The organism is Sorangiineae bacterium MSr11367 (assembly GCA_037157805.1).
In the GTDB taxonomy this organism is placed as follows: Bacteria; Myxococcota_A; Polyangia; order Polyangiales; family Polyangiaceae; genus Pendulispora; species Pendulispora rubella.
On the sequence record CP089983.1, the window covers coordinates 12275755 to 12297539 of the forward strand.

A 21785-nucleotide genomic window follows, 5' to 3' on the forward strand; every position below is an offset into this window, starting at 1 on the left:
GTTTTAGCGCGCGCACCGTCACGGGGTGACGATCTTCGACGGAAGAGGTTCCACCTTGCCCGTGGGGTCGATGCGAAGCGCAAACGTGCCGTCCACCGTTTCCAGGAACAAGATCACGCCCGAAGCAAAAGGAACCAGGCGAAAGCCGCGAAGGGTCGAGATGTCTTCGAAACCTCCGGCACGGATATGGTCGTCGTAAAGGATGGTATCGGGCACCGAAGCGATGCGATCGATGGGCGCCATCCTCATGCGAAGGCCGCCGCGGACTCCCGCGGACCATACGACCACGAGCTTCCCATCGAGGTGCGTCGTGGCTACGGAGTCCTCGTGAATGGGAAGAATGTCGGTCGAGCGGTAAATCATTTCGGCGAGACGCAACGTTTGCTTGGCGCACGCGGCGGAGGTGCAGTGGGTTTCTTCGAGCGTCCCATCGAAAAAGGGTGAGGGAGGCGCTCCGTAGACGCTCGTGGGCGGGCGCACGTGGGTTAGAATCGCTTCTCCGGAGCCGCAATGAATCTGGCCGACGGTTCCTGTGGCTTCGATGGGCGGTAACCAGCGACGCCCATCGAAGTACGAAAGGTAGACATAGGGCATCCCCGCGACGTTCCGACAGAGGCCCCAACTTGCGGTAGCGACGATGTCTGTGCCATTCGCCCGGCAGCGGCCCAGCGTCGGCGCCTCGCGCGCGTCTTCTTGAACACGCACGACATCGTCGAGATCGGCATGTACGAGTTCCTCGCCGGGAACATGATCGACCGATTTGTTCTGCGAATAGCGTCCATTCGCCGAAATGCGGACGAGCCGTTCGAGGTAAGGCTCGTTCGCGGAGCGCTTGGCTGCGATATAGGCCAAACTGCCGTCTTCGAGTGCCGACGGACACGGATCGGGCGTGTCACACGCGATAGGAGATTCGTCGGGATCAACGTCCCCCACGCGCCGCGGCATGAGGATGTTGCCGCCGTCGAGCGCTATCTGCCCACCCGTGCACCACACCTGAAGGTCCGAGGTGACGTTGGGGCGTTTGGGGGCGTCCAGCGACGAGCATGTCATCTCCTTCCCGTCCTGTCCGAGCACGCACGCCGCGCGCTCCGGGAAAAGGCCTGTCACGATGACACGCAGCGCCCCCTCGTAAAGGGGGGACGGGCGTATGCCGGAGATGGGCACCGACTCGCCCGGCAGCCGCGCGGCCCTGGGGAGTGTGGTCACGTGCAAGGGCGACGCCGGCGCAGGTGCTTCGAGGGCGTCGGGCGGGAGCCGTGCCGCCAAAGGGATCGCCGTGGCGGCGGCGAAAACGGCGCGAACGTGCGGCTCGAGGTTGGCTGTACCGCTATCTGGATCCGACAAAGCGGTGCCCATGCGTTCACTCGAATCGGCCAGTGAGGGAGCGTCCCCCTCGCGTCGAGCCGCGCGCGCGAGTCGATGCGCAAGTGGGCCGCACCGCGCGGGCCATGCCGGGATCCCGCGATCGCCCTGTCGGCCCGACGGTGCGCCGAGAACGGCGAGTTGCGCGTTGCGCACGCGGAGGCTCGCCTGTTCGGGGGGCAATGCGCCCGCCGCCCCCACGAGGCACGTGGCCAGCCGATCCCACGCCTCTTGCCTCGCGGCGCGGTGGACGTGCTGGTCGCGAAGCACGAGTGCGCCCGCGACCAAGCCGCCCGCCGTGGCGAGCACCCCGAGGCTCGCGATCGTCCGGCGCAGCTTCTGCCGGCGTTGCTGCGCGAGCAGCTCGGGGTCGGCCCCGAGCTCGAGATCCTCGGGCTCGGGGCGCGTGCGGTAAGGCATCATTCGATACGATGATACCCGCAACCGGGAAAAACCTTCCCGTGTGCCGCGGCAGTGCTAATTTTTGCCGCGCACGCTGATGCGGTACCCCGTCTTGCTGCGGCAGTCGCCCACTTGCTGCACCACGGTGAGGACATCGCTGCTCGTGAGGGTGCGGTTCAACACGATGATGGTGCCGCTGCCATCGCCGATTTCGTTCCCGCCCGCGTCGTACACGCGAATGCGCGCGCCGGGAATGGATTGCCATACGACCACGAAATTGGTGCCGGCGATGGGTTGATGGATGCGCGGTGCCGGCAACTCCTCGCATTGGCTCGCCGGCGGCGTTTTGATGGTGGGGCCCGGCTTGCACAAGGTTTGCTGCGCGACCAATACGTCCCCGGAGATCAGGCTTCGGCCGAGCGGTGTTTTGATATCGTAATTGGGAAACCACGAAATGGGCGTGGTGAAGCCCCCGGCGGAACCAACGCCGGCCACGTCGATCTTCGTGTGCGTCCCATTGGTGAGCGACGACAGGTTCACCAGCTCTTGCCCGGTGAACGTCATCGGCGGATCGAATGTGGGCGCGGAGAGGCTGGCCGGTGCGCTCACCGCCTTCTCGACGGCCGACGGCGGGCTCACGTCGCTGCACAATTGGATCGTTGCCTCGAAGGCATCGCCCACGGCGAAGGGACGTTTGCCCGGCCAGATGGCCGTCCAATCCGTGCTGGTCCCACCGCTGACGGGCGAACCCCCGTTGACGGTGACGGTGAGCACGGCCCCGGGAACGTGCCGCACGGCGATGATCTCGGCGCATTCGTAAATCAACGACGGATCGATCACCGGCGCAGGCAGCCCCGCCGGGTAGTCGACCCTGTGATCGCGCACGATGACCGTGGCCGAGGGCCCCGAGACGACGCCGGCCGACTCCTGGCGCGCGACCACTTGATCTCCGACGGACAGCGCGGGGACGCTGAACACCTCTTGCGCGGGATTGCGTGCGGTGAGGCTTCCCACGTCGGATCCGTTGATGGACAACGTCACCTTGGCATCGAGGATGGCCCCGCGCACGGCGACCTGGGTGGCGCAGGCGTAAAGCGGGTCGATGACGATGGGCGGCGAGACGTGGGACGGGTCGTCCTTGGTGTCGACGGGGACCACCGTGCCGGTCGATGGCGGCGCCTTGCATTGTGCCCGAAGCGCTTCGATATGGGCCTTGAATTGCGATTGGTCCATATCGTACGGCGGCATGGTGCCCGGCGAGGGGCGCGGCCTCACCGCGTTTTCGAAGACGCGCGCGCAATAGCCGCTCATGCGCGTCGAGAGCGCAGGAAAGCGCCCGGACCCGCCCGCGCGATGGCAAGTGTCGCAGCGGCCGGGGGAGGAAATCGCGTCGAGCAGGTTGGTGGGCCCGGCGTTTTGCAGCCAATCGGCGTGAACGAGCGGATCGTACCAAGCCGTGCCAAAGGCCGAGAAGCCGACGAAGGGCGTCTTTTCGGGGTGCACGACGAAAGGATTTTCACCGCCATGGCAATCGGTGCACTCGCCCTGGTTGTTGGCCTTGAGGTCGAATCCGCCGACGAAGCGATTGATGTCGATCACCTCGCCGCGGGTGAAGCGCGGGCCGCTGCGGGGGCTGTCCCAGAAGCACGCTTTGTTGCTCACGGTGCCGAGGCAAATGATGCCCAGAAGGGAAATCGTTTTTCCATCGGACTGGTAGCGCGGAAGCGCCAGGCAGGTGCCGGCGGGCTGGGTGCTCTCGTAGTGCATCACCTCCGCGCCGCCGGTGCCGAGGAAGTCGTCGTCGATGAGGCCTCGGTTCGTCCACGAGCTCGAGAACATGGGCGGCGGAATGGGCACGCCGGCGGCCACGCACTCGCGAATGTACTTTTCGCCGCCCGACGACGTAGCGGTCAGGAGGTTCCGTTTGCGCGTTTCGTTGGCGGCGATGTCCGCGGGCGCGAACTGCTCCACGTAATACGTGCGAAGCGCCTCGTTGACCGTGCCAATGCGGATGCGGTCGACCGGCTGCACGTCCTCGTTGAGCCAATCGATGAACCGCGCCCGTGCGAGAACCTCGTCGGCGATCTCGCCGGCAATGCGGCTTTCCACGGCATGCGACGAGGGGTGGCCCATGGTCGCGGCCTGACGCCGCAGCACATCGATGAATTCCTCTTGGGTGCGGCGCAGGAGCGCCAAATCGGGAGAAATGGATTTGCCGTTCGCGCCGACGAAGACCCCGTGTCCAAAGGTCACGATGGACTCGTGGGTGGAAGATTCGGCGGGGCGTGTCGGTTCGGTGCTTTCGCAGGCCACGAACCCCAATGCCGTGGCGATTATCAGAACGATAATCGGTAGAAGTGTACCTCGTTGCATGAGTCCCTCCTCGGGCAATGCATCGAGGATGGAATAAGAATCACCCCGTTCATCGGGCAGTCACCCGAATAGGTGACGGCTAATTTAAATATCCTTCGAAGAGGATGCGGCTGATTTCGGTCGTGGTGGTGCGGCCCACGTCGAAGCCGCCTTGGACGACGCGGGTGTCGTTCATGATGGCGAGGGTGAATCGTTCGCGCGGGCCGGCGAAGCCCACGGAGTTCATGATCCAGGAGCCGTCGTCGTTGTCGTCGGCCCAGCCGTTCTTGTTGCCCGGCTTGGCGGCGGCACCGGCGCCCCAAACGCCCCATCGTTGGTTGGGATCGACCGAGCGCATTTCACGCACGAGGTAGTCGCGGTGCTTGGGCGGCATTTGGTCGAGCACGAAGTTCACCAGGCGGTCCAAATCGTCCGCGGTGGTGCGGATCCAGCCCCAATGGTGCGGGTGCTCGCGGGTGAAGGTCATGTCCGTCATGCCGTAGCGCGGAAATCGCCGGCCGAATTCGGCCTCGCCCCCGTAGCGATTCCACAGAGCATGCGCCGCATCGTTGTCGCTGCTGTGCAGCATGTCGTGCATGTGCGCGCGGTCCTCGGCGGTCAAGACGACGGTGCCCTGTTCCTCGCGCACGAGAAGGTCCACCGCGATGGCGAGCTTCGGTGTGGAGCAGGCCCAGATGTGCGTCTTCGCATCGGCCGTGCGCCAGACCGCGCCCGTTTCGCGGTCGCGCAGGACGATGCCCGCGATGCCGGGGCGGCTTTTGGCATAGGCCTCGGCGCGCGCCATGCGCTCGCGCAGCTCGGCGTCGAAGGAGTGCTCACTCGGGACCGTGCGTGCGCCGGCTTGCGGGGAACCGTGGGCGCTGCAGCCGAACGCGGCCAGCAGGAGAAGGGCGCCCGCGATCGGCGAAATACGAAACACGTGGCTCAACCCCAGATCGAGCGCGCCGTCTGGACCACGCGCTCGAGCTTCGCCCATTGTTGGTCCTCGGTGAGAATGTTTCCCTCCATGGTGGACGCGAAACCACATTGCGGGCTGAGGGCGAGGTGCTCGAGCGGCACGTAGCGGGATGCCTCTTCGATGCGGGCGCGCAAGGTCTCCTGCGTTTCCAGCATGGGGGTCTTGCTGGTCACCAGGCCGAGGGCCACGAACTTGCCGCGTGGCACGAAACGAAGGGGCTCGAAGGTTCCCGAGCGTGCGTCGTCGTATTCGAGAAGAAAGCGATCCACGTGCAAGCTCGCAAAGAGCTTTTCGGCGATGGCGTCGTAACCGCCCTCCGCGTACCAGTGGCTGCGGTTGTTCCCGCGGCAAAGGTGAATGGCCAACGTGACACCGTCGCGCCGTGCGGCGTCGAAACAGGCATTGTCGGCGGCGATGGCTTCGTCGAGCGCGGCCTCGGGGTCGACCCCCATTTCGGTGCGCATCCACTCCCGCCACTTGTCGTCGATGTAATAGCTGTATCGCGGTGCATCGATTTGAATGTACGGAACGCCGGCGGCGGCCAGCGCCGCTATTTCCGACTTCACGATGGCCACGATGTCCCAGAGAAGCTCGGAGTGCGACGTGTAAACCGCATCGGAGACCCCACGCTTGTAGGCAATGGCAGGAAATTGCGTGGCGCTGGGCAGCGTGACCTTGAAGGCACCGGGAGCTCGCTGCATCAAGAAGGGAAGCTCCTGCGAGGTTAGCCCGCGCCGCTGGCGCAGTTTGGAAACGACGACGCCCGTCACATTGCTGACCGGCACCTTGCTATCGCGTTTCGTCGCGTCCCAGTTGCGTGCCACCACGTGGCCGTCGAGATCGAGCCCTTCCACGGCGTCGGTGAAGTTGCTCATGAAGTTGCTGCGACGCAGCTCGCCATCGGTGAATACATCGAGCCCGAGCATTTGCTGCTGGGCGAGCAGCCGCAGCACATACCGGTCTTCGATGGCCGCGAGCTCCTCCGTACCGGCACCTCGCCAGCGGGCGGCGAGCAGCTCGCGCGGTCGCAAAAGGCTTCCGACGTGGTCGGCTCGATAGGGAGGGATCATGGGAAGGCATCCATTGGATACACCCATCCCGCACGCCTGCCAATCGCGGATGACGTACTCCGGCCGGCGATGAAGGAGACCTTTCGGACGACCCTCGTGCGCGACGCTTCGACCCGAAGCCTGTGTTCGGCAGAGTGCGTGCGCCTGTCAAGGTCACCCTTAATGGCTACAAGCACCATGTTGGGAGCCGCAGGTTACGAAACAATCGTCGGGCGGTTGGGCAACGTGTTTGTTGCTTTGACAACATTGCCGCTGCGTCGGTTTTGGACGCGGCTCCGGTGCGATTGACGCTGCATATCGCGTATTCCCAAATAATGATTCGCCCCTTGCGCACGTTTGAAACGGTACGTACAAACGGGTGGCTCCCGAGGTGCCCACCTCCCGGGGTGCTTTTCGGACGGCTCGAATGCGTCGGACACGGTACCGGCGACTGCGCGCCGTGCGGCCGTGCATGTTCGTGCTTGGTCATCGTGGTTCAGGGCTCGGGCCTCGATGGCATTGGCCGAGCCATGCCCGGCGTTCGTGCTGATCCGGCAGCTTAATAGAGGGGCAAAAGAGAGGTCCTTGGTCATGAAGCAGCGTTTTCGTTCCATGCGATTGGCTTCCACGCTGGTGCTTCTCGCGGTCGGCGTGGCGTCGGGTGCGGGCTGTGGCACCGACGCTTCGGGTTCCGCGGTCGAAGATGTCCGCGATACCCAGATGAGCTTCGAAGAATTCGAAGCCACCGTGTACCGCGAGCCCGATACGGGCATTTACATCGTCAATGGTGATACCCCACTTCAGAATCGTGACGAACTAAAGGCGTTTTTCGATCAATACATTCGGCAAGGCGCATTGATCGTGAATCGCGTCGGCGACGCCGTCGATCGATGGGACGATAACCAAAAGGTCAACATCTCCTATTGCGTGAGTACCTCGTTCGGCTCGAACTACAACACCGTGGTCAGTGCCATGGCCAACGCCGCCGCGGCATGGTCGAACAGCGCGTACGTGGTATTTCGACACCTTAGCGCGCAAGACGGCGCTTGCACGGCGAGCAACACCAATGTGGTGTTCGACGTGCGTCCGGTCAGCGGGCAGCCGTACTTGGCGCGGGCATTCTTTCCCAGTTATGCGCGCGCGAATCGCAACGTGTTGATCGATTCGAGCTCATTTGGCAATACCGCGCCCTGGACGCTTACGGGCATTTTGCGGCACGAGCTCGGGCACACGATTGGCTTCCGTCACGAACATACGCGACCGGAATCGGGGCGTTGTTTCGAAGACAACAATTGGTACGCGCTCACGTCGTACGATTCGGCTTCGGTCATGCATTATCCCCAATGCAACGGGACGCAGACGGGCGACTTGGTGCTGACGGCGCGCGACCGCGAAGGAGTGGCCTTGCTTTACGGCACGGGGTTCAACGGCGGCGGCGTTTGGATGAGCGGCTGGTGCAGTCACTCCGGCGCCAGCTTCGGCCAGGCAGATTTCAATGGCGATGGCCGCGACGATATCTGGTGCCACGACCCGATGAACAACAGCGCGGGCAACACGTGGGTGGCGCTCTCCAACGGCAGCGCCTTCACGGGCGGCGGCGTTTGGATGAGCGGCTGGTGCAGCCATAGCGGTGCGACGTTCGGCACGGCGGACTTCAATGGCGACAACCGGGCGGACATCTGGTGCCACGATCCGATGAACAACAGCGCGGGCAACACGTGGGTCGCCTTGTCCACGGGCTCCGGCTTCACGGGTGGCGGCGTGTGGATGGGCGGCTGGTGCAGCCATAGCGGTGCGACGTTCGGCCAGGCCGACTTCAACGGCGATGGGCGCGACGATATCTGGTGCCACGATCCGACGAACAACAGCGCGGGCAACACGTGGGTGGCGCTGTCGACGGGCAGCGGGTTCACGGGCGGCGGCGTATGGATGGGCGGTTGGTGCGGTCACGCCGGCGCGACCTTTGGAACGTCGGACTTCAACGGCGACAACCGCGCGGACATCTGGTGCCACGATCCGATCAACGGAAGCAGCGCGGGCAACACGTGGGTGGCGCTGTCGACGGGCGGCGGGTTCACGGGTGGCGGTGTGTGGATGGGCGGCTGGTGCAGCCATAGCGGTGCGACATTCGGCCAGGCCGACTTCAATGGCGACAACCGCGCGGACATCTGGTGCCACGATCCGATCAACGGAAGCAGCGCGGGCAACACGTGGGTGGCGTTGTCGACGGGCAGCGGGTTCACGGGTGGCGGCGTGTGGATGGGCGGCTGGTGCAGCCACGCCGGTGCGACGTTCGGCCAGGCGGACTTCAACGGCGACAACCGGGACGATATCTGGTGCCACGACCCGACGAACAACAGCGCGGGCAACACGTGGGTGGCATTGTCGACGGGCAGCGGCTTCTCCGGCGGCGGCACCTGGCTGTCCGGCTGGTGCAGCCATAGCGGTGCGACGTTTGGAACGGGCTTGTTCAACGGCGACGCCAAGGCGGACGTTTGGTGCCACGATCCGATGAACAACAGCGCGGGGAACACGTGGGTGGCCACGGCGCGCTGATCGGATGATCGCTGGGGCGCCCCGTCAGGTCGAGCGGGGCGCCCTCGGTTCGTTGGCCGCGCAGTCCCCAGACGCAGCGCGTTGAGCGGCACGACGGGGCCGCGCGGTGACGCAGAAGGCGCCAAATGGCATCCTGCGGAAGCCCCTTCGAAATTTTGGTGCCCCTTGCTGCGAAGATCCGGACCATGAGTTTGGACGCGTCCATTGCCGCAGAGCTTCCCGCCGTCGAGGAACGTAGCCGCTCTCCGATCGATCGCCAGGCGCGCATCGCCGACATCGATGTGATTCGCGGCGCCGCGCTCTTCGGCGTGCTCATGTGCAATCTGGCCTTCTGCTTTCGCACGCCGTTGATGGCCCATGGCGGTCCCCATTGGGAGGCGGGCCCCGAGCACTGGGTGAGCACCTTCGAGGAGATCTTTCTCTCGGACAAGGCGATGACGCTTTTTTCGATGCTGTTCGGCGCCGGCCTGACGATCTTCTACGAGCGGGCGAGCGCTCGGAGTTCCGGTGCCATGGCGCTCCTGGTACGCCGCCTATTCTTCTTGTGCGTGTTCGGCTTCTTGCACATGTTCCTTTTCTGGAACGGCGACATCCTCATCGATTACGCGACGGCCGGTCTCTGCGCGCTGGCGTTCATGAATCGACGCGCCTGGGTGCTCTGGGTGGGCATCGTGCTGCTCACGCTCTTTCCCGTGTTGGGCGAATTCTGGCCTCCGTTGAGGGACGCCGCCAACGGGTTGGACGTCACGAAGCACTACGAAGAAGCCATTCCCATTTATGGGCACGCCAGCTATGTGGAACTCGTTCGGTATCGGTTTCACGAAGCCGCCGTGTACATGTGGCGGGCGTACATCTTTTATTGGCCGGGCACGATGCGAAACATGCTCGTAGGCATGCTCGTCTGGCGTTCGGGCGTCTTGCGCGCCCCGCTCGCGCACGCCCGCGCCCTGCGTTGGACCGCGTTCTTGGGCATCGTGACGGGCTTGTCGTATCCCTTGCTGCGGACGATTTACTACGAGATGTACCATCAACGGCTGATTCCGCGCGAAAGCGTGTGGCGCCATGTTTTCGGTGCCACGTCGGCCCCGCTGTTGGCCGCGGGGTATGCCGCGGGAATCGTCTTGCTGCTTCACGGCGGTGGCGTGGCGCAGAGGGCGCTCTCCAAGCTGTCGCCGGTGGGGCGCATGGCGTTTACGAATTACCTGACGCAGAGCATGGTCTTTTCGACCGTGTTCTATGGATACGGGCTCGGCCTCATTGGCCAGGTTGGATACATCGTCCCCGCGATCATGGGTATTTCGTTTTATGCCCTCCAGTGCGTGGTGAGCACCTATTGGTTGCGGCATTTCCGATTTGGGCCTTTCGAATGGGTGTGGCGCTGCCTCACCTACGGACGATGGCAGCCCATGCGCCTCGCTACGGCACAATCCTGAGCGTTTCGCCCACGGCGAGCGTCACCCTGCGAAGCGCGCCCGATTGGCGTGCGAGCAACGCGGTGTGCGGATCCTCGAGGGGCGCATCGAGCGCGATGTCGAGGGCGGTGGGCGCGCCCGCCTCCGCCGCCGCCACGGTGATGCGCATGCCTTCGACCCGGGTCACGTCGCCGACGGCGTACGTGTGCTCGGGGCGTCGAAAGGCGCGCTCGAGGGTGCTCTTCAGCAACGTCGTCCCCTCGACCTCGAGCCGGAGGGACGCGGGCCCGGTGCGGGTCACCCGGTGCGGTGCGCGGGCGGCGGAGAGGGTGAACCAGTTTTCGGCGCGCTCGGGGTGGTTGGCCCGTCGAATGAACGACGGATAAAAGGCGAGGAGCGGATCGATGGCCGCGAGCACGACGACCTGCTGCGTCGCGGGTGTGAGCTCCGCGGTTTCGGCGGTGCGCTCCAGGCGCTCGGCGAGGGTGCCCAGCATGAGCATGCCCTTCACCAGCACGAGCGGCGCGAGCAGCGCGTGGACGACGAAGAGCAAACCCGCACCGGCCCGGCCGAGGCGCGTGACACCGTGAAGGATCACGGTGGCGATGAGCGCCAGGATGCCCAGACTCGGAATGAGCAGCAGACGCGAGCCGAGGATTCCGCCCAGGGTCAGCACCGCCGACATCGCGCTGCCGGCTGCGAGCCAGGTCAGCGTCCGTCGCTCGTCGATGTCGAGGCGCGGCCATACCGCGCGGAGCAACCCCGCGAACCCCACGAGCGCGAGGAGCCCCACCGCGAGGACGGGACCTCTTGGCAAGGTGCCCGCGAGATCGGCCGGTACGCCCAGGAGGGCATCGGCGGCGAAGATCGGAAGTCGCTCCAGCGCGGTGGCGAGAAATCGGACCGGGTCCGCGCCCGGATCGACGTAGGCACCGCTTTCGCGCGCGCCGCACCCGAGTGCGCGGTACACGATGGCGTAGGTCGCGAGGACGGCGAAAAGCGGTAGGCTGCGCCGAAGCCGCCCGCGCTCTCGCCGTCCGAGCCATTCGTACGCGAGCCAATACGCGGCGACGCCGAGGGCCGCCTCACTGGCCGCGAGCCCGAGGGCCAGGCCGAGCGGCCCGAGCCAGCGCCCTGCGTGAAAGCCTCGCTCGCGAAAGCGCACGTGCGCCCCGAAGCCAAGCAGCGAAAGCACCGCACCCACCAGTAGGTGACGGGATGCCACCCACGCGATGGGCAGCGCATGGGCGTCGTCGAGCGCAAACAAGAGCAGCGCGAGATGGCCGAGCGCGCGCGGCAAGATTTGGCGATAGACGAGGGCGACCGCCCCGACGAGGGCGAGCCACCACACGATCGTGTGCACGTGGTAGCCGAGCGGCCGATGGCCAAACGACGCGAAATCGAAGGCCACGAGCGTGCTGGTGAGGGGCCGAAAGAAGTGAAGCGCGAGGTCGCTCGTTGCCCACCAAGGGTACATGCCCTGGGCCACGAGCTTCTCGACGTGCTCCGGGCCATCCGGCGTAAAGCGATAAAGGTCCCACCAAGAAGGGTTCCACACCGCACGCTTCTGGAGAAACGCGAGGTGCATGAAGTCGTCGCTGAAAAAGCCGGCGTCCAGCGATGGGAGCGCGACGAGCAGCGCGAGCAGAAGGCAAGCCAAGGGGAAGCGGGGATGTTCGACGAGGAGCCGCGCGATGCGGCAGGGGAGGCGCGTGTCCATGCGGCGTCCTTGGTCTATGGCGTCCAGGGACCACAAAGTCAAACAGTTGTTTGAAACAATGGTTCTGCCGACGGTAGCCCTTGCTCTGCGCTGGGGCAGACCCGATGCTCGGCGCTTGGCACGAATGCGAGGCGGTACGGCGGCGGTCGAAAACACAGTATCGCGCGTGGGCATCGCGGCCGTGGGCGCGTACGTCGGCGCGCAGGTGGTCGCGGACATCACCAGCGTGAAGATCGGGACCGTGCTCGGTTGGGCGGTCGATATGGGCACGTGGATTTATCCCATCACGTTCACCTTGCGCGACGTCGTCCACAAGGCGCTGGGCCGGCGTGCGGCACGGACACTCGTGATCACCGCCGCGGCCGTCAACCTGGCCATGGCGGCGTACTTGCAATGGGTTGCCCGCCAGCCGAGTGACCCCAGCTACGCGTTGGGTAACGAATTTGCGGCGGTGTTGGCGCCATTGTGGCGGATCGCGATCGCGTCCATCCTGGCCGAGGTGGTGAGCGAGCTGCTCGACACGGAGGTGTACCATTGGTTCGTTCGACGGGTGACGACGCGCCATCAATGGGCGCGCGTGGCGCTCTCCAATGCGGCCTCGATCCCGGTCGACAACGTGGTCTTCGCCGTGGGAGCCTTTGGCGCGTTGCCGTTTCTGAAGGACCATCCGCTGACGTTGCCGTGGCCGGCGGTGTGGTCCATCTTCGTGGTGAACCTCACCGTCAAAGCGGCGGTGTCCGCGCTCAGTTTGCCGCTCATCTACCTTTCCGCCGATCGCGATTGGCATGCGGATCCCGACGATGCCTAGAGCTACACGGTATTTGTCGCCGAGCGAAATACGCCTCATCGCCGACGGCGTGAAGGAGATCTTCGCGGTGACGACGGTGCGCGGCGACGTCGATCGCGAGCGGCTCCAACGGGCGCTCTGCGCACTCGTGCGGGAGCGACCCCGGCTGGGCGCGACGATCGAGCGCGATGGCGATGGCTACGTGTTTTGCGACCAGGGCGCGCGTGCGCCGGAGATCCGCGTGCGCCGGGTTGCGTTGCACACCGAGATCAACACGCCACTCGAGCGCACGCGGGCGCTCGTGCGCGTGGCCATCTTGCCCGACGGTGCGCAGAGCCACGTGACCTTGGCCATCGATCATCCGATAGGGGACGGCCGGTTCATCGTGGCGACGAACGCGCGGCTGTGGGCTCTCTACACGGGGGCGCCGGGTGATGCGGCCGTGCCGGCGGCGGAAGACGTCGTTGTGGAAGCGCCCATGGAGGCTCGGCTCCAAGGCCGGTTCGACGAGGCGGAGTTGGCGGAGTCCGTGGCCCGCATCGCCAAGACGCCTCCCGCCGCCGCGTTGGCGGTTCGGTCGGATCCTGGCCCGGATGCCACGCGGTTCGAGGGAGCACGTCTCGACGCGGAGACGAGCGGCGCATTGTTCGCGGTGGCGCGTGCGCAAAGCGTCTCGGTCCACTCGCTGGTATGCGGTGTCCTCATGACGGTGTTTCGCACCCGGTTCGATCCCGCGGGCGCGCCGCACACCATCGCCTGCGACTCGCCGGTGGATCTCCGCGCTCGCCTTCGACCGCCGCTGCCCAACGACGTGCCGGGCCTGTGCGTCGGGTTCGCGACGGCCTCGGTCTCGACGAACGGCGACGAGGACGTCGTTCATTTGGCGCGCGCATGTCAGGTGCAAATGGACGCGGCACGTGCGACGAGCCTCCCCGAGAAATTCCTCCTGGTGACGGCCAAGTTGCCGATGGACATCCACAACCGCACGACGATGCTCGTGTCCAATCTGGGCCGGCTGGCCGTCCCGCCGCTGCCCGACGAGCTCGAGTTCGTCGATCTGCAGCTCGTCACCACCGGCACCGCATCACCGCCCTTCTTCTTCGTCACCACCCTCCGCGGGCAGCTGCGTCTCACGCTCGTCTATTCCGAAATACACCACGACCCCGCGCGCATGCGAAGTTTGATGACGGATATCGAGTTGGCATTGGGTGGCGTTGCGCGCACCTAAGGTGAACGCAAAAGGCCTATTACGAAATGGCTCGGAATCACCGGGGTGTGGGCCCTCGCGCGATGGACGCACGAGATGATCACGAACCTTCCCGAGTCCACCCCATCGCCCGACCCTTCGGTGCCTGTCGATGCCCTCGGTACACGGCATTCTCAAGGAACTACGATGTTCCTTACACGGCGTTAAGGATCTCCGCAGCGCCGCCGAACGATGGAGATCCAGGGCATATCGTGACTTCGTCGAAGCTCGATGAAGGATGGGAAATACGTTTCGTTGCTCGGTAGTCGAACATTGTCGTTCAAATGGCTGACATCCGCATTCTCCTCGTGCCCATCCACTGCCCGTGAGGTACTCATGTCCGTGGGATCCGAGCATGTTCCGCGCGGCGACCGCCACGACACAATTCGGAAAAGTAGACATTACGGGCAACTCCTTTGCGCACGTTCGTTCGAACGCATTGTCGCTTCGACATCGCAAAGGCAAACGCGACCGCCGAGCAACCTGTGCTCGAACCCGCGAATTCGCGGTCGATCTCCATCGACAATCGTCACTTCGGTGTTATTGATAATTTGGTTTCTCTGTGCGCGATGACGAGGGAACGTCGTTCGTGCAAGGCGGCGTACTCGCGATCAACGAAGCGATCAGCGTGCGGCGCCGGCGGGAGTAGGTAGTCCAAGTCCAATTCCATCAGCTCGCGCTGTTGCCTTTTTCCATTCTCGATGGTGCTCCATCCGGAACGAACATGAACGACATCTCGAATCTGCGAGGTCCCCTCTGGCCTTCGTGCCAGCAGTCGGAATCGTCGGCAGACTTTCGCCGGCGAGCCATGCGACTCATGCAAAACCTGGTGCCGGCGTCGGGGGCGTTCTTCTGCTGCAACCGCGAGGGTTTGGCACGTTTGCACGCGTCTCGGACGGTCGATGGCATTGCACGGCCGGTCGACATCGCGGACGGGGCCGATCTGGCGGGCGCGTTTCGAGTCGAGGTGACCTCGATTGTTTCGCGTTCGCGTTGGGTATTCAAGGGAACGGAATTCTACGCGAGCGACCCGTACGACCACGTGCCCTACTTTCGCGACAACTCGGCGAAATGCGGCTTCGTCGAAGCGCTAATCGTATTTTTGCACGAGGCGGGTAATCTGCTTGCAGTGTGCGGTCTGGAACACCGTGCGGACGAAGCAACGTTTACGGATGCGGACACCGCACGTCTGGATCTTTTGGCGCCATTCATCCTGGCCGCCGCATGGACCGGATGTGATGCGCACAAGAAGGAGGGACGGTGCCTTCTTTGGGCGACCGACCCGCACGCAGGCTCCGACAAGGACGAGGAACCGTCGACCGCGATGGAGCGGCTCTCCGTACGAGAGCGCGAAACCGCCCGCCTGCTCGTGGCGGGCTACAGCATCGTCAACATTACGGCGATCCTCGGACTCAGCGAAAATACCGTGCGGACCTATGCACGGCGCCTTTACAAGAAGCTCGCCGTATCGAATCGAGCCGACTTGGTTCGCGAGTTCGTTACCCCCGCGACCCGAAATCAGCTCGAATTCGATTCGAAGTAGAAGAACCGCCAGGATGCCAAAAGAGAGTTAGAGCAGGCCTTCGAGAACTTCCCCTTCCAGAATCTCCACGAGGGTGCCCAGATCTCTCGGCTTGCCGATCTCCAAGGACGAGATCGGGATACCGAGTTTCTCGGTGAGCGCCGTCGCAATATCGCTGCGATCGATCGAATCGACACCGAGCTGCTTCAAGCTCCGGTCCGGCACGATCTGCTCCCGGGACACGTCCGGTACGATCGAGAGAATACAATCCTGCAAGAGCGAAAAGATTTCTTCACGACTCATGAACCACCCAATATACCAGATATAGCCCGCGGACGCTCGCCGTGGATCGACGGATCATGACGATCCTCCCGCGCGCTGGCCGTGAACGTCGATTCGGCGTCGGTGTCTACCTTGCCCGCAACTTCGGTTTCGAGCAATAGACCATCGTGAAGCGTGAGCTTTCGCCTGGCGCGGGCGACGATGGAGGGGTCGTGTGTCGAGAAGATGAAGGTAATGCCCTTCTCGCGGTTCAACGTCTCCATGAGGTCCATCAACGATGCCGCGGTTTTCGAGTCGAGGTTTGCCGTTGGCTCGTCGGCGAGCACGAGAACCGGTTCGGCCGCAATGGCGCGGGCGATGGCAACGCGCTGTTGCTGGCCGCCGGAGAGCTCGCGGGGAAACCGATCGTGCAGCCCGCCGAGGCCGACCGCTTCCAGCATCTCCTTGGCGCGCTTCCATCGCTCCGCGGGCGGCCGGCCCTGCAGGAGCATCACGTATTCGACGTTCTCGACGGCGGTCAACACCGGAATCAGATTGTAGGCTTGAAAGACGAAGCCAATCTTTTCCAGGCGCAATCGACTGAGGGCGCCATCGTCCGATGCCGAGGTGTCCACGTCGACGACGCGGACCTTTCCCGACGTCGCGCGATCGAGCCCGCTCACGATGTTGAGGAGCGTGCTCTTGCCCGACCCCGAAGGGCCCATGACCACGGAGAATTCTCCTTTCTCGAAGGTGAGATCAATCCCTCCGAGGGCGCGTACCTTCGTCGCGCCGAGGTCGTATTCTTTCGTCACTTGTTCGAGCTCGACGATGTACTTCACTCCAGGACCTCCTAGTTCGAGCGAAGGGTATTCGCCACGTGGATTCGAGTCGAACGCAGGGTAGGGTAGATGGCAATGATCATGGTCAGCACGAGAACCAATACGCCGACGAAGGCCACGTCTTCCAACGTGAGCGTCGGACGTAGTTGCAAAGACACGGCGTAGTTTCCGACGGTGGGGGCCGCACCATCTTTCACCGAACCGCGGAGGTCGATCCCCTGCCGTGCGGTGATCAAGGCGGCAATGGATCCCAGCGCGAGGCCCACCGCGCAGCCCCCGAGGCCGAGGAGAAAGCTTTCCAGAAAAACCTGCACCCGCAGTCTCGCCGGTGATGTGCCCAGCGCGAGCAGCATGGCGAATTCGCGTTTGCGCTCCACCACGCTCATGAGAATCGTATTGAGGATGGTGAACGACGCGAGGAAGATCACCACGGCACAGATGACCCGATGGCCGCGCGTTCCCGAAGCCTCCCAGCTCGCGAGCGCGGGGAGCAATGTGGTCCATGAGTAAACGGCCACCGGCTGTCCCGCGAGCGTTCGACGGATTTCCACGATGATTCGCTCCTCGGAGTCGGGATTCTCGAGCAGGAAACCGACTTGGGTGGCCTGGTCCTCGCCCAGCCCGATGACCCCGCGTGCGAGGGCCAGTGGCATTTCGACGAGCCCGCCGTCGAGGGCGTCGGAGCCGAGCTTGAAGATCCCCATGACGCGAAACAACTCTTCGACGACCTCGCCGTGCGTATCGGTCGTCGTGAGAACTACCTTGTTTCCCAAATCGACGTGCAACCGCTCGGCGAGCTTCGTTCCGATGACCACACCGCGCGATTCAACATCGGCGGGAAGGAGAAAGCGCCCGCGGACCATGTTCCGTGCCAGCGGGGATACGTTGCCCTCGATGGCCGGATCGACACCGAGGAAGGCGACCCCCACCGAGCCGGCGCCGCTCGCGATCATTCCCTGCCCGGCGACGAGTGGTTTGACCGATTCGATTCCCGGGATCTTCGCGGCCATCGCTTGCATCGCCGCCACCGAGGGAACGAAGAGCCCGGGCCCGGGTGCATCGCGATAATCCGGGTGCTCGACGGTGATTTGCCCTGCGAGCATCCGAGCGGCATCTTCGATGGTCTTTTTGTGAATCCCCCCGATGAGGGCGAAGATGAAAAGCGCAAATGCGCAACCCGAAGAAATCGAGGCGAGGGTGATATAGGTCCGGCGCTTGTTCCGGAGAAGATTGCGCCAAGCGAGCTTCACGAGATTCATCACAATTCCCTGCTTCCGCTGGAAACCTCGGGCATGTGCCGCATCAGACGTGGGCGATGGCTTTCACCGGCTGGAGGCGGGAGGCCTTCCATGCGGGATAGAGAGACGCGACGACGGTGACCAACAGCATGCCGAGCACCGGCACCAGCACCCCGTCGAGCGATGGGCGCGCGCGCCAGACCGATTCGAAATCAACGCCGGACAGCGACAGCTTTCCGAATTTCGACAGATCGATTCCGTGCCGTTGAAGAATCAGCACCAATCCGAAGCCGATCGCACCGCCGGCGCAGGCGCTGACCGAGCCGAGAAGAAACGCTTCGCGCGCGACATCGGTCAGGATTCGCCAGGGGGTCGCCCCCAGGGCCTTGAGGATGCCGAATTCGCGTATTCGCTCCGACGCAGCCATGAGCATCGTGTTGAGCAGGCCGAGCCCCGCGGCCGCGAAGAACACGAAGCTGAAAAGGCCCGCGGAGGAGCGCGTGATGTTCACGACATTGGCGACCGCCGGCAGAAGCTCGCGCCATGTCTGAACCTCCGCCGCGTCGCCGGCGGCGGATTGCGCGATGGCCGCCACCTGCGCCTCCGAGAGACGGAAGTGCGACGAAAGGGCAATTTCGTGCACCTTTCCGGCAGTGCCGAAAAGGGCGTCGAAGTCGCGGCGGTCGATGATGGCCACGACCCCGTCGATCTGTTCGCCGGCGCTCTCGAGAATGCCCTCGACGGTCATCATCTCGGTCGAGGTCGAGGCGTCCACGGACTGCACGATGACCGCGAGTCGGTCGCCGACCTTGGCGCCCACGAGCCGTGCAAGCTCGCTCCCGAGGACGATGCGGTTGGCGTTGGCCTCTGGAAGGTAGCGCCCCGCCTTCAGGTGCCCCGGTAGTTTGCCCAAATGGCGCTCGTCCGCGGGATCGACGCCCCAGATACGGACCCCGGAGGATTTCTCCCCGCTCGACAGAAGGCCGCCGCCCAGCGCGCGCCGTGCGGTGTCGATGCCCTGCGCCTTGGCTTGCTCCGCGATGGCCTCGGCCGTCGGCAAGGTTGCGTAGATGGATTGGTCGAGGCCATAGGCCTTCGCGTGGACCTCGACCTCACCGACCCCCAGGTTGACGGCCCCGCGGGTCACCAGGTCGTCGAGGCCGTACACCATTCCATGAAGGACGATGAGGAGCGTGGTGCTGACCGCGAGCGCTGCGAGGCTGATCGCCGTCCGCCCACGGTTTCGTTGCAGGTTTCGCCAAGCGAGTCGCCACGAGTTCATGGCGTCACTTTTGGAGCGATCGTTGGGAAAAGAGCGTGTCGTCGAGCGCGATGTTCAGCTCCATCGACGTATAATGAAGTTCCGTGTACTCCCTGGGTTTGCTCGCCGGCACGACCTTGATGGTCGTCGGCACATCGCGCCCGCCGAGCTTCCGAATGTCCGAGAAGGACCATGTCTGCGCGAGGGCCTTTCCCTCGTCGTAATAACGAATCTGCAGTGGATTCCGATCGCTTCGGCGAACGATGACCACGACCTTGCCCCATACGACCGGAGCGTTGGGTTTCGGATCCAGGGTCAGCTCGATGACATTTTGACCCTCGCGATCGCCCTCGAAAGATTTCGCGTACGTATAGCTTTGGGACATTCGGTTGCGCTTGACGATGTCGCCATTGGTGACGTGGCTTCCCATCCACCCGGCGTTCATGAGCGAGGCGCTCACCTTCGTCACCTGGTTGATCTTCGGAAAGTAGTTCCACACGTTGGTGCCATTCTTCAGCGTCGACGTTCCCGCCTCTTTTTCAGGCGCGAGGATGCGAACGAGAAACCGCTCCTCGCCCTTGCTCCACGTCTCCATCTTCATGTCGCGCGTCGCGTGCTCGGTCACCACGTGCATGGCGACCGACGTGTGGCTGGACTTCGACGAATAAAGGTCGTCCACGTAGTCGAGGATCGCGGCGAGATCGGCCGTCGGTTCGGTTCGAGTTCCGGCTTGCGCGGGTTGCTCGGCACGAACGGTGGAAGGTGCGGAAAACAGGCAGAGTGCGGCCAACGCAGCGCCGTTGAGAATGCGGATCATGACATCTCCTTCTCACCTGAACACAATCAATTTGACAACGCTTACCCAGCCCCAGTCGCTGACCATCCTTATCACGCGTTTCTATGGACGCTAGCCCCAGGATGGTCCTGACTGTCGCACTTTTGGGCGACAGCCCCCTGGACCCAAATGGTCCACCCAACAGGGTGGAGCGATTCTACGGCCGAGCTTCCGGAAGGTGTGGATCAGACGATGGTGCGTGCTGGGTCGCTCGCTCCCGAAATAAGGAGTTAAAGGGGATAGAGGCGCCCCGAAACTGACCATTTGAATCAATCGTCGAATGCGTGCCAGTACGTCGATGCGCCTTGTCACATTTATATGTGACAGAAACGGCAATCCCCATGACTGGCATTGGAGGAGTGTCGCATGCTAAACGGCAATGCTCGACATTCCCCGTCGGAGACGCCTATTCGCATCCGCAGGCTCACCATTCCCATCCACATTGGCGTGTTTGGTTTCGAGACCACTTATCCATGCCCCAAAGATACATGTCCTCAATGGATCGACTCGGCGGTGTACTGGCGGGCCATTGGAAATCAGCCTTTGCGTACACCGCGATGCTCGGCGGCTCCCTGGGTGCATTTCATCTGATTTGCAAACGAGGCGAGATGTTGACCGCGGCTCCTCCGGTTTCCGGCCAGGCGCTCCTCGCCAGCGTTGCCACGAAGACGGCCGGCCATCCGCTGCTGCACGTGCTCATCGCCCTCGTGGCGATCATCATCGCCGCCGGCTTGGTGGGGACCGTATTCCGCTACCTCGGGCAGCCCCCGGTGATCGGCGAAGTCATCGCGGGCATCATGCTCGGGCCCTCGCTTCTCGGGCGGGTGGCGCCCTCCGCGCAGCAAATGCTGTTTCCGGCGGAAATCACACCGCTCCTCGGGATTCTTTCCCAAATTGGGGTGGTCCTCTTCATGTTCATCGTCGGTGTCGAATTCGACACCGGGGCGCTCAAGAAGCGGGGACACACCTCCGTCGCCATCTCCCACGCAAGCATCGTGACACCGTTCGTACTGGGCACGCTCCTCGCGCTGGTCCTCTATCCGAAATTTTCGTCGAGTGACGTTCCCTTCGCCCATTTCGCACTCTTCATGGGCGTATCCATGTCGATTACGGCGTTTCCCGTGCTCGCGCGGATTCTACGCGATCGGCAACTGCAATCCACGAAGCTGGGCGTCGTCGCGCTCACGTGTGCCGCGGTGGACGACGTCACCGCGTGGTGCCTCCTGGCCCTCATCGTCACCATCGCCCGGCGTTCGGGGGTAAGCCAGGCGGCCATGACCTTCGCGCTCTCCGGCGCGTTCATCGCGTTCATGATGGTGGCCGGCCGGCCCGCGCTGCGCTGGCTCGCGATGAAGCACGAGGAATCGCGCGATGGTTTCTCCTACAAGACGATGGCCATCGTTCTCGTCGCCCTCCTCGTCTCGGCGATTGCGACCGAAGCCATCGGCGTCCACGCGCTCTTCGGTGCCTTCGTCTTCGGGGCGTTCATCCCCAGCCACTCCAAGCTCGCGAAGGACATGGAGACGCAGATCTCGGGCCTCGTCCGCGTGCTCCTTCTACCCGCGTTCTTCGCGTTCACCGGGCTGCGCACCCAGATCGGTTTGATCGACACGACGACCCAATGGCTGTTCTGCGGCGGAATCGTGGCCGTGGCCGTGCTGGGCAAGTTCGGAGGGAGCTTCGGCGCAGCGGCCCTCACGGGCCTCGGCTGGCGCGATGCCGCCGCCATCGGGGCGCTGATGAACACGCGCGGCTTGATGGAGCTCGTGGTCCTCAACCTGGGGCTCGACCTCCAGGTCATCTCGCCGACCATCTACGCCATGATGGTCATCATGGCCCTCGTCACCACGTTCATGACGGCGCCGGTGCTCACGTTGCTGCGATGGACCGAGGACCGGCGGGAAGCGACCGCCCTCATTTCGCATGCCGAACCAACTAGGGAATAGGAAGTGGGAGAGAGA

Annotated in this window: 16 protein-coding genes; 6 read left to right on the forward strand and 10 right to left on the reverse strand. The window is 63.9% G+C overall.

Annotated features, from left to right (window positions below):
- Window positions 1-18: 18 nt before the first annotated feature.
- From LVJ94_47685 to LVJ94_47700, 4 genes are all read right to left on the reverse strand, one after another.
- Window positions 19-1785, reverse strand: coding sequence for a hypothetical protein (locus tag LVJ94_47685; protein ID WXB04564.1), 1767 nt, complete (start codon window positions 1783-1785; stop codon window positions 19-21).
- Window positions 1786-1839: 54 nt separating this feature from the next.
- Window positions 1840-4137, reverse strand: coding sequence for a hypothetical protein (locus LVJ94_47690; protein ID WXB04565.1), 2298 nt, complete (start codon window positions 4135-4137; stop codon window positions 1840-1842).
- A 79-nt stretch (window positions 4138-4216) separates the two neighbouring features.
- Window positions 4217-5113, reverse strand: coding sequence for a hypothetical protein (locus tag LVJ94_47695; protein ID WXB04566.1), 897 nt, complete (start codon window positions 5111-5113; stop codon window positions 4217-4219).
- Complete coding sequence (locus LVJ94_47700) at window positions 5062-6165, reverse strand: cobalamin-independent methionine synthase II family protein (GenBank protein ID WXB04567.1); 1104 nt, start codon at window positions 6163-6165, stop codon at window positions 5062-5064. The genes LVJ94_47695 and LVJ94_47700 overlap by 52 nt, the downstream gene beginning before the upstream one ends.
- A gap of 570 nt (window positions 6166-6735) precedes the next feature.
- Between LVJ94_47700 and LVJ94_47705 the strand changes: the two genes are divergently transcribed.
- Complete coding sequence (locus tag LVJ94_47705) at window positions 6736-8700, forward strand: M57 family metalloprotease (GenBank protein WXB04568.1); 1965 nt, start codon at window positions 6736-6738, stop codon at window positions 8698-8700.
- A 185-nt stretch (window positions 8701-8885) separates the two neighbouring features.
- Window positions 8886-10133, forward strand: a complete 1248-nt coding sequence (locus tag LVJ94_47710) for a DUF418 domain-containing protein (protein ID WXB04569.1) — start codon at window positions 8886-8888, stop codon at window positions 10131-10133.
- Here the strand turns inward: LVJ94_47710 and LVJ94_47715 are convergent.
- Window positions 10117-11832, reverse strand: a complete 1716-nt coding sequence (locus LVJ94_47715) for a hypothetical protein (GenBank protein WXB04570.1) — start codon at window positions 11830-11832, stop codon at window positions 10117-10119. The two genes, LVJ94_47710 and LVJ94_47715, sit on opposite strands and share 17 nt — an antisense overlap.
- 124 nt (window positions 11833-11956) lie before the next feature.
- On the opposite strand from LVJ94_47715, the gene LVJ94_47720 reads away from it, so the two are divergent.
- The 3 genes from LVJ94_47720 (at window position 11957) to LVJ94_47730 (ending at window position 15408) form a co-directional block, all read left to right on the forward strand.
- Window positions 11957-12640 (forward strand): queuosine precursor transporter, encoded by a 684-nt coding sequence (locus LVJ94_47720; protein ID WXB10816.1) that lies wholly within the window; start codon window positions 11957-11959, stop codon window positions 12638-12640.
- Complete coding sequence (locus LVJ94_47725; protein WXB04571.1) at window positions 12633-13847, forward strand: hypothetical protein; 1215 nt, start codon at window positions 12633-12635, stop codon at window positions 13845-13847. Before LVJ94_47720 ends, LVJ94_47725 begins: the two co-directional genes overlap by 8 nt.
- Window positions 13848-14589: 742 nt before the next feature.
- Window positions 14590-15408 (forward strand): helix-turn-helix transcriptional regulator, encoded by an 819-nt coding sequence (locus tag LVJ94_47730; GenBank protein ID WXB04572.1) that lies wholly within the window; start codon window positions 14590-14592, stop codon window positions 15406-15408.
- Between the two features lie 27 nt (window positions 15409-15435).
- On the opposite strand, the gene LVJ94_47735 is transcribed toward LVJ94_47730, so the two are convergent.
- Genes LVJ94_47735 through LVJ94_47755 form a run of 5 tightly spaced genes read right to left on the reverse strand, consistent with a single transcriptional unit; the run spans window position 15436 to window position 19806 of the window.
- The gene (locus LVJ94_47735; GenBank protein ID WXB04573.1) at window positions 15436-15690 is read right to left on the reverse strand and encodes a phosphopantetheine-binding protein; all 255 of its coding nucleotides are present in this window, start codon (window positions 15688-15690) and stop codon (window positions 15436-15438) included.
- Entirely contained in the window at window positions 15687-16490 is an 804-nt protein-coding gene (locus LVJ94_47740; GenBank protein ID WXB04574.1) for an ABC transporter ATP-binding protein, read from the reverse strand. The genes LVJ94_47735 and LVJ94_47740 overlap by 4 nt, the downstream gene beginning before the upstream one ends.
- An 11-nt stretch (window positions 16491-16501) precedes the next feature.
- Window positions 16502-17749: an ABC transporter permease gene (locus LVJ94_47745; protein WXB04575.1), complete on the reverse strand. Its 1248-nt coding sequence runs from the start codon at window positions 17747-17749 to the stop codon at window positions 16502-16504.
- Between the two features lie 43 nt (window positions 17750-17792).
- A complete protein-coding gene (locus tag LVJ94_47750) occupies window positions 17793-19010 on the reverse strand; it encodes an FtsX-like permease family protein (GenBank protein WXB04576.1) in 1218 nt (405 codons plus the stop codon).
- A 4-nt stretch (window positions 19011-19014) separates the two neighbouring features.
- Window positions 19015-19806, reverse strand: coding sequence for an outer membrane lipoprotein-sorting protein (locus LVJ94_47755; protein WXB04577.1), 792 nt, complete (start codon window positions 19804-19806; stop codon window positions 19015-19017).
- A 515-nt stretch (window positions 19807-20321) separates the two neighbouring features.
- On the opposite strand from LVJ94_47755, the gene LVJ94_47760 reads away from it, so the two are divergent.
- Entirely contained in the window at window positions 20322-21770 is a 1449-nt protein-coding gene (locus LVJ94_47760; GenBank protein WXB04578.1) for a cation:proton antiporter, read from the forward strand.
- Window positions 21771-21785 lie beyond the last annotated feature (15 nt).